The sequence below is a fragment of the Bacillus sp. JJ1503 genome (genome assembly GCF_036965125.1).
Taxonomy (GTDB): Bacteria; Bacillota; Bacilli; order Bacillales; family Cytobacillaceae; genus Cytobacillus.
The window spans coordinates 17,474-26,516 of the sequence record NZ_JBALOZ010000013.1 but is presented as its reverse complement, the minus strand read 5'-3'; the positions used below and the strand labels follow the sequence as shown (position 1 = coordinate 26,516).

The 9,043-nt window shown below is 36.4% G+C and carries 11 protein-coding genes; 1 reads left to right on the top strand and 10 read right to left on the bottom strand.

Going from position 1 to position 9,043, the window contains the following annotated elements; translation table 11 throughout:
- Positions 1–16: 16 nt before the first annotated feature.
- The 8 genes from V7149_RS01760 to V7149_RS01725 form a co-directional block, all read right to left on the bottom strand.
- Complete coding sequence (locus V7149_RS01760; protein WP_335343944.1) at positions 17–1,456, bottom strand: phage portal protein; 1,440 nt, start codon at positions 1,454–1,456, stop codon at positions 17–19.
- A gap of 9 nt (positions 1,457–1,465) precedes the next feature.
- Positions 1,466–2,740, bottom strand: a complete 1,275-nt coding sequence (locus V7149_RS01755) for a PBSX family phage terminase large subunit (RefSeq protein ID WP_335343990.1) — start codon at positions 2,738–2,740, stop codon at positions 1,466–1,468.
- A complete protein-coding gene (gene terS / locus V7149_RS01750) occupies positions 2,740–3,534 on the bottom strand; it encodes a phage terminase small subunit (RefSeq protein WP_335343943.1) in 795 nt (264 codons plus the stop codon). The genes V7149_RS01755 and terS overlap by 1 nt, the downstream gene beginning before the upstream one ends.
- Before the next feature lie 61 nt (positions 3,535–3,595).
- On the bottom strand, positions 3,596–3,916 hold the full coding sequence (locus tag V7149_RS01745; protein ID WP_335343942.1) for a hypothetical protein: 321 nt from the start codon (positions 3,914–3,916) through the stop codon (positions 3,596–3,598).
- A gap of 64 nt (positions 3,917–3,980) precedes the next feature.
- On the bottom strand, positions 3,981–4,196 hold the full coding sequence (locus V7149_RS01740) for a hypothetical protein (RefSeq protein WP_335343941.1): 216 nt from the start codon (positions 4,194–4,196) through the stop codon (positions 3,981–3,983).
- A gap of 75 nt (positions 4,197–4,271) precedes the next feature.
- The gene (locus V7149_RS01735; protein ID WP_335343940.1) at positions 4,272–4,739 is read right to left on the bottom strand and encodes a sigma-70 family RNA polymerase sigma factor; all 468 of its coding nucleotides are present in this window, start codon (positions 4,737–4,739) and stop codon (positions 4,272–4,274) included.
- Between the two features lie 84 nt (positions 4,740–4,823).
- Positions 4,824–5,972, bottom strand: a complete 1,149-nt coding sequence (locus tag V7149_RS01730; protein ID WP_335343939.1) for a hypothetical protein — start codon at positions 5,970–5,972, stop codon at positions 4,824–4,826.
- Positions 5,969–6,169 carry an XtrA/YqaO family protein gene (locus V7149_RS01725; RefSeq protein ID WP_335343938.1) on the bottom strand — a complete coding sequence of 67 codons (201 nt, stop codon included), beginning with the start codon at positions 6,167–6,169 and terminating at the stop codon, positions 5,969–5,971. Before V7149_RS01725 ends, V7149_RS01730 begins: the two co-directional genes overlap by 4 nt.
- 77 nt (positions 6,170–6,246) lie before the next feature.
- Between V7149_RS01725 and V7149_RS01720 the strand changes: the two genes are divergently transcribed.
- The gene (locus tag V7149_RS01720) at positions 6,247–6,414 is read left to right on the top strand and encodes a hypothetical protein (protein ID WP_335343989.1); all 168 of its coding nucleotides are present in this window, start codon (positions 6,247–6,249) and stop codon (positions 6,412–6,414) included.
- Between the two features lie 102 nt (positions 6,415–6,516).
- Here the strand turns inward: V7149_RS01720 and V7149_RS01715 are convergent, their stop codons facing one another.
- Both V7149_RS01715 and V7149_RS01710 read right to left on the bottom strand, forming a co-directional pair.
- Entirely contained in the window at positions 6,517–7,185 is a 669-nt protein-coding gene (locus tag V7149_RS01715) for a hypothetical protein (protein ID WP_335343937.1), read from the bottom strand.
- Positions 7,186–7,633: 448 nt separating this feature from the next.
- On the bottom strand, positions 7,634–8,992 hold the full coding sequence (locus V7149_RS01710) for a DNA cytosine methyltransferase (protein ID WP_335343936.1): 1,359 nt from the start codon (positions 8,990–8,992) through the stop codon (positions 7,634–7,636).
- Positions 8,993–9,043 lie beyond the last annotated feature (51 nt).

Below are 9,043 nucleotides of genomic sequence, written 5' to 3'. Positions count from 1 at the left end.
ACGCGTGCGCCAGTAATCACGACTCTTGGCCATCTAGACCACCATGCTTTTTCTTGAAAGTAGACATGTAATTATCGTAATTATCCATTTCTTTTTGCATTTGCTCCTCAAGGCGCTGCTCCACTTCCTCGTTATACCAAGGATGATTTTCGCGGATTGTTTTATCATCAAGAATCCCAACTGAATTTTGACAATCTTGGATAGCCTCTGATTCAACAATGATAATATCTTTATTAAAAATGATATTAATAGACTCATCAATGAAATTACCTTGCCCAGTCATTAGTAGATACCTATCAACGAACCACAACATGTGCTCAATACTCGACTGGAATTCAGATTCAAGAATATTACAGTCTAGGTCTAAATCTGTATAACGATAACGTAATGCTACTCCAGAAGCATTTCCAAGCTCATCGTCTTGAGTATCAACACCGCGCCCAAACTCATAAATAGCTTTACGGTTACGTTCAATTTCCTTTTCTACAGCTTCAGTTTGAATTTCTGCTTGCAGCTTGTCTACATCGCCGTCTTGATCTAACTTTACTGCCATGTATTCGTTTAAATCAGAAAGGAATTCCGCAAGATCCACACCGCCGTAGTTGATGAGTTTATAAATAAATTTTGGGATATCAGCTAGTAAATCCGCATTTGTAGAAGCTTGTAAATTGTAATTGTCTACGAGCGACTTAATGATATCAATTAACGGCTGTTCTTCTTCGTTATACTTGAAGTGTATTAGAGGAGTCTTTTCCCACAAGTACGGTTCTCCGTCAATGAGAAAGTGATAATTCTGCTCCACTCCTGCAGGTACATCAGAAATTAACCCGCCAGCTTCTAGAATATAGAAACTTATGCCGGCTGGATGATAGTACTCTACCTTCTTTTGTTTTTTCTTCTTTCCATCCTCATAAAAACTAGTCTCATAGACTCGCAGAAACGAGATTACCTCCATATGCTCACTATCGCCCCAAAACGGGATGATTTGTTCAGATGGGAATTTCATGAAAGATAGCGCACCCTGCTCATTAATATATGGATATAGATAAGCAATCCCTTTATTGATTGCTTCTTTTCCGATGTTCTTAATTTTTCTTAGTAGTCCACGGTCAAAGGTGTTTTTTATTATTTCACGATATGCTTTATTCTCAGTTCCAAATGTTGGCTCTTTAGATAATAAGTATCCGACCTTTTGGTCTACTAATTTTCTTGTAAATGCGTGTGCTAGTTTTTGATTAGATTTCCAAGAGATTTTTTGCTTCTTATCTCGGATATCGACTTTGTTTTTATAATAGCGCTCACCTATTAGCATATTTTTTCGAGTTTCGCTATTTTCCCATTCTTTAATCTCTAGTAGCAAAATTTCCTCATCCGTAATGACGCTGTCCACCATTGCTTGTATCACCCCTTTCATCTGTTCATGCCACGGCGCACGAAACAAGTCTTCAATTAGCACTTAGACACCTCATTTCAGTACGGAAACTGAACCGCCTTTAAGATCTGAAACCTCATAACCATCTAACCCATACCAAATAGCACTAAATGTATGAGGGTCAATTTTAAATTCATCTGGAATGATATGTCCGTCACTGTCTACTTTGTAAGTTAGGTACTTCAATTCTCTGATGACATCTTTGCAATCAGAAGAACAAATAATTTTCTTGAATCGCTTAACCTTTTTTGTATTAGCTAAACGGGATCCTTGAAATTTCTTAGCTCCCTTCATCCTAAAACCGCACTGTTTGTAATATTGGATAGCTTTCGGCTCAGCACTATCAGCAAGAATCAGTTCTTTTGACTGTTTAAATTCGATAAGTTCCTCAGCAGTTTTGTCATCGGTCATTTTGTTTTTGTAGTATTGCCAATAGATATAGAGAATCTTTTCGTTATGATCTACAGCAAATCGTACAACCGCATTAAACGAATCCTCAAAACCAAAGTCCATTCCAACACGTTTTATAGGGTTTCTAATACTCTTTATGGCAGCCATAACTTCATCATGCGGCCATTCCTCAAACTGTGGAAGCACTCTAACTCCATTCACGCCAAAACGACCTTTCCGGGCTATACGGTAAAGGTCTGGATCATAATCTTTCATTTCCTCAAGTTGAGCAATATAACTTTCGGGCAAAAATAAATTATCATCAGCAGTTGAATGATGATAATAAGTGTCATTTGTTACTACTGTTCTTTTTTCGTAAAGCACCTGGTCATCCATAATAACTCTATTGGTTACCTCATCCTTAAAGAAATGTTTGAATGACCAATTATCCTCGCCTACAGGGTTTGTAGACAATAGCATATGAAGCTTTAACTTAGGATGCCTTAGACGCCCCAGAAGCTCCTTAAATCCTGCATACTTAACTTCTGAACACTCTTCAATCCAAATGATAGAAACGTTATTGATAGATTTTAACTTAGCAGGCTTGTCCATCCCTTTAAAAATGATCTTGCTGCCATTCGGAAAGCGTAGCTGCATAGGAGAGGAAAGGCACTTTATACGTTCATCTAGACCTAAATCAATGACCAGCTCTTCCAGTAAAGAAAAAGTGGAATCCCTATGAGTGTCATAAACCTCACGAACAACTAAGGCTGTACGCTTTTCTTCCAAAAGCTTAAGGATAAGTTTTAAGGCAACATGATAGCTTTTACTTGAACCGTAGCCACCAACTAAGAACTGAAACTTGGTACTCCAATCAAACAAGAAATTTTCAAAGTGGGGATTCACTTCTTTTTCAATCATGTGCCCTCACCTTTTGTTTTGCGTTTAATAAGAATTTCAATTGGTTTGTCATCGGATCCGGACGATATCTTTTCGACTTCAGCTTTAGTCTTTTCGATATTCAAACGCATACCTTCAAGTTTAAGTCTTCGTTCGTCATCAATATGGGCCATTTCATCGAATTGCTTTATTAAGCTTCTAAGTTCGCTCATGGCCCGTGATTGGGCATTTAAGAATGTAGCATGACGCTCCCAGGCGAATTGGAACTCGTATTCTTCCTCAGCAATTTGTTTTTCAAAACCCCCACCTTGATCTTTAGGTAACTCAAAGTACTCATATTTTGCTTTCTTAAGCTCTTTAATCATTTCGTCTTTACCAGTGACAAACATAATTTGTTGAGCACGAATAATGGCAGCATACTGAATTTGTATTTGATCCCAGATTAAATCAGATGGGGAGTGCTCCTGCATTTGCTCCATGATCTCTAAGGTTTCGGCAGGGAGGAACTTGGAGAAGAAACCGTGTGTTACTGCGTTTTGATTCCCTTTGGGAGCCCCACCTTCATTGCCTAGAGCATTTTTATTTCCTTTTGGTGCTCCTGGTTGTCCCCTAGAACGATTAGGAGCGCTCCTTTTAGATTTAGGAGCGCTTCCTTTTAATTCATTATCCCATTTGTCTGTAGCTTTCCATTTTCTGATAGTGCTACTCGTTACTTCGAACTGTTCAGCAAGGTCAACTAACTTTAGCTTACCATTGCTTTTCAGCCATATTTCTTTAGCTTCATCTCTTCTTGGATCTCTTGGCCTTGCCATGCAGCATCAACACCACCTCCTACTAATTGAGTTGTTTTGGACAAAAGAAAAAGCACCCATTTTAAAGGTGCATGTCTTCACTTTTTCTTAAGTTTTCAAACGGTGTAATTATTTGACCGTTTATAACGTCTCTAGAGGTAATTGTAATATTGGTACCTGACAGAATTGATTCTCTTAAAAATATTTCATTTCCCTCTTCCCATAACCATTCAAAAACTTTATCCCTATCGACTCCACAATTTTGGCTTGCAACTGCACTGCCTGAGATATTTAATTGTAGGGCAGGTTGATCTTCCACTATAAAAAACATTGTGTAACCGTCTATAACTGCAGCATCTGGTATATATCCCTTTATTAGTCCAGCAGTATTAAAATATTTCATTTTAAGTCATCCCCCTCTTATTTTGATATTCGACAAAAGGAGATATTATCCTGCAGATTTTTTCCTAATTTCTCCTAATCGCGCCCCGAACTCGCCTATAAGTCGGCCTATTAGTACCCATCAATTCAGCAAGGTCACGATCAGATAATTTTTCATTCGATTTATTATTAGTGGATTTATCTTTATCCTTGAGGTTTTTCATTTGATGTAATTCTGCAGAAGAAAGATGATCAATAATTTTCATATCATCACCTAATTTCGGGAATTTAAAAAACGCCACCGAAAGGTGACGCTCATGCAATTACATAGCAGAACGACCGAGAAGGGAATTTGCCGCGCCGTCCTGCCTCCCATTTTACACTGCCAATTTTTCTCCATGCAAAAGTTTGGAAAAAGTCGTATTTGAGCCGATTTGCGCCTTTATGTCGGAACGCAATTTATCAACTGAATCACGTGATATTTCTAAATGGATTGCTATTTCCTGCCTTGTCATACCGCTTAGCATGCAATCATATACAATTTTAAGGATTTCTTTATCTAAATAATCTCCAGCACTTTCAATTGCAAAAACTCTACGTTGGTATTCCTCAAGGCGCACTATTTGCTTTTGTTCTCTTATATCCATATCTCTTAACTCGGCCTGGCTCTTTCCAGATGATCCTTTTGGCAACGTTGATTCTTCCCCATACTGAGCAACTCCCCAGGAACGCATTGGAACGGATTGACCAAAAATTACTTTTTGGAGGCGATCAATTTCACGTTTCATCATCCGATAATCTCGAATTAATTCTGATACATTTATTAGCTTGGCGGCTTTTTTCATTATTCATCTCTCCTTATATATAATAAAAAGGACACCAAGCAACGCTTAATGCGTCATTCAGTGTCCTCCAGATGACTGGTAGGATTATTTCAACTTAAAGAACAATGTATCATTTTCTTTCTTAACATAAAGTTCAATTTTATCAAGCATCTTTTGAATGACAACCTCAATGTATGAGGTTGCTAACTTATCCCGAGTAATACCATAATACTTCTGTTCAACTTCCTCTAAAGTAAAATATCTGTTACTAAAGTAATTATAAATAAATTCTTTTATTTCTTTATGAATATTATTATTAAAAAAGCTAATTGCTCTTGCTGTATTGTTCATTTGCTCTTGAGTTAGTTTTAATTTAATATCATTTTCTAATTCATCTACAATTTTCTGTTTCTCTTCTTCACTACTACTTTGCTTTATCTTTTCTAATCCATCTAATGTTTTAAAGCTAAGTTGTTGAGTTTTTCTTATTTCCTGAAGTAAGAAATCCTGTAATTCTTTAATTGTATTCACTATTGTTTCAGCATTCGCATTTGATTTCTGAAAATCGTCTACTGTATCTTTTAATAACTTTGATTGTTCTTTTAATTCTTGGATAGAATTTTTTTGTCCAGCTACATCCCATAGTGTTATAAGAATAGCAATTACTGCTAATACAATGGATAAAAGAGTAGACGCATAGGATAATGTTCCAATTGCGGTATTGCTTTCTACAAAAATTAAAGATAGTAATCCTAAACATACTGCTAAAAAAATGATAATAAGATATATTAAATGTAATTTTATATTATTCACCTTTTTCACACTCGTAACTTGATTAATATTGTCACTATTAATATTAACCTTATTGTTATGGTAATTATCTAAATTAATACCAGACAGCGTATTTTCCCCTTTACTAATAACATAATTAAGCATTTCTTTGAGGAACGAAAGATCTCCAATGGTTCTTAAATATGATGGAACAATTTTAAAAAGAATCCCAACAACAAAAAACAGTACAATTAGTGAAATATATATAATCCCTAGTGTTTTATTAAACTCGAGAAATTGGTTAGTAAAAAATATTCCTAATGCTAAAAAAAATCCTATTAATGTAAAAATAATTGTTTTTGCTTTTTCATGTTCCAATTTACTAGAAACTAGGGCTATTTTGTATGCATTATTTGGATTTAAAGGAATTTTATACTTATCACTCAATTCATTTATTTTATCTTCCAACTCACTTGAATTCAAAAATCTTCCCCCTCATCAAACTTTACCCTCTTTACCTTGCCTTGATGAGTGACAATTTTAGTCTCTCCATGTTCAGGTAGCTCCGTAAGGCGGGCTCTTCCGTCACACACCACAATAGCAAAGCTTCCTTTTTTACCAATTATATCAATTTCTAGTAGATTCGTACTAGGATTTATTTCTAAACTTTGTAACCGCATAGGACCCTCCAATGATATACTTAAATTTGAGTTGCCAGGAGAAGTCCTGGCTTTTTTCATGTGAAAGGTGGGAATATATCATAGACAATCAGATTGATGTAAGCATCATTTATGATTTTAATGAGTATCCAGACAAAAATAGTGGCCGTTGCAACAACTGTGACAAAGCGCATTTTCAAAGCTCAATAAGCGCAGGCAAATTAATTAGAGAGTGTAGTAACTGTGGGATGAAGAAGAGCATTTAGCTTTTCTCATCCATTATTTAATTAACTGGCTCTATCATTTTGTTTATTTAATTTACAGTACTAGGGGCTGCTGATTTACGCAAAGTCGGTGACAAGTAAAAATCATTCAATCACCTCTTCCACCTTTTCTGCTTTACTTTTTAAACCTTCATAAACTGAAACATAAAATTGTAAGGAATTAATATCATGAATATATGTATTTATAAGGCCTTCATTCTTATTCTTATTTATACTTATATTTAACTCTTCTTTCCACCTATCTATCTGCTGCTTTTTTTCTTCAATTTGACTTTGCCCTTTTTCCCGTTTGAAGTATGATACTCTATCCAAAATCCATTCATTTCCTTTTTTAATCATATATACACTTATTTTTATGCTACCTCCATAGGCGCTATCATAATTAAAGTATGTAGTAAATTGATATGTTCCGTTACCCCAATATTTAGATTCCATTTCTTCAGTATTATTTGAAGTTAATTTTGAGGTATAAACTAATGAAGGATACTTCCCATCAAATAATTCCTTCGGGATCTCATAAGTTGTTAATACATAATTTTTAAAGGAATCCCATGCTAATTGTTCATTACTTGAAGTATATAATTCATCACTATATCTCCATTCATGAACCTTGTCAGAAATCCAATTAAACCCTGCGAATATCAATGCAAGCAATATAATAAATCCTATGCAACCTTGACCTCCGGTTACTTCCTCTACGCGAACATATTTTCCATTAACGAAAAAACTTCTATCCTTAAATCTTGGAAACATTTTAATTTCCTCCGCAAAATTTGATAGACTGCTAAATTAGCATAACATCTTTCCTACCAATTTGATAAAATTCATAAAAATTTCACTCGCTTCAGGTTTATTTCGAACTGTGTATTAACCTTCATACTTTGTGAAGAAGCCATTTGCATTTCTTCACTGCAGCTTACTAATTTCATTAAAATTCTCCTATCCTGCATTTAATCCATAAGTCATGGGTATTTTATACTTAGAGCTGCTATATCAAACCCCTATTTGAAGCTCTACAGGGCAGGGTCCTAAAAATCCAATTGATACCTTAACGCATGCCTTGCCCTGTATAAAAAATGCTTATTTGGATTCCTTCTTATCACATTTCTCACAAACACTTATAACACCATTCCATATAAAGTTTGAGTAATTTCTGCATTTCTCGCACCAATAAATAGCCATCTAGTTCACTCCTTTACTCTTAATAAGAAACTGCCGGTTTATAGCGATTATGTTTAACGCAAAAATCTGGAAGATTAGCCCGTACTAATGCCTCAGCAAATGGCGGAGGAACTGCATTGCCGCATCTGGCCACCTGTTCTGTTTTCGGATATGTTTTTCCGTAATAATCCTTGTCGATAATATAGTTGCTAGGAAATCCATTTCCGTTGAACAGCTCTCTTGGTTGCAACATCCTCATGCCAATATCTACAATCCTGTAGTCTTGCCCTTTAACTGTCACTAAACCGAATCGATCTTTCGTTGTAATTGTATGAAGTGGATCCAGCAATGATTGTCCTATATCGGACCCGTAATACTTGATTAAAAAGGCAGTTACTAAAGCATGATGGTCTTTCATCGTAATTGTGTGCAACGGTTCCTCTAAACTAATTCCTGCCCCTGAGTAGTTCCCTCCATAGTGCTTGGCAAGAAACGCAGTTACTAGGCCAAACCTGTTTGCAGTAGGTATTGTCGCCAGTGGCTCATCCAAGCTGCTTGCCCTTGTCTCTTTACCTTGGTGAGTGTAATAATGCTGAATAAAACAGGCTTTATTTTCGACTATATAAGGGGTCTGCGCTTCAATAACAAACTTTTGTATTCCCCTGCCAATACGTAGTAAAGTGTTTTTTGCTAGTGGCTTCTTTCGCTCGAAAATAGAAGGAGTACCAATATTCCAATCTATTATCCCCGCTGACCTTTTCCATGGTAATAATTTACCGGCTTTTACAGCTAAGCTATCTGGATCCCCATGTGTTGGTTCTGGCCATTTTATTGGTCTACCATCGCATCGGGCAATCATGAAAAATCTTTTTCTTGTCGTTGGTGCCCCATAATCACAGGCCCTAAGTTCTTTAAACTGAACTTCGTATCCCAAGGCTTCCAGTGCCTTTACAAAGGATTTGAAAGTCTTGCCCTTTTTAGATTCATCTGGGTAGCCATCTTTTAACGGGCCCCACGTCTTGAATTCCTCGACATTTTCGAGCATAATTGCCCTTGGCTTGACTGCTATTGCCCATTTAACAGCAATCCAAGCAAGTCCTCTAATTTTCTTTTCAACTGGCTTACCGCCCTTAGCTTTGCTGAAATGCTTGCAGTCAGGGGAGAACCACGCAAGACCGACCTTTCTCCCTTTGACTGCTTCTTTCGGATCCACATCCCAAACACTCTCACAATAATGCTCAGTATCAGGATGATTTGCTTTATGCATAGCAATGGCTACTGGGTCATGATTGATTGCTATGTCTACCGATAAGCCGGTAGCCATTTCAATTCCCGTACTGGCACCGCCACCGCCTGCAAAGTTATCGACTATAATTTCTCTGAATAGGTCAAGCTGCATTACTATCCTCCTAACCTAGGAAACTTAATACAATGTGTTATAATTACATTA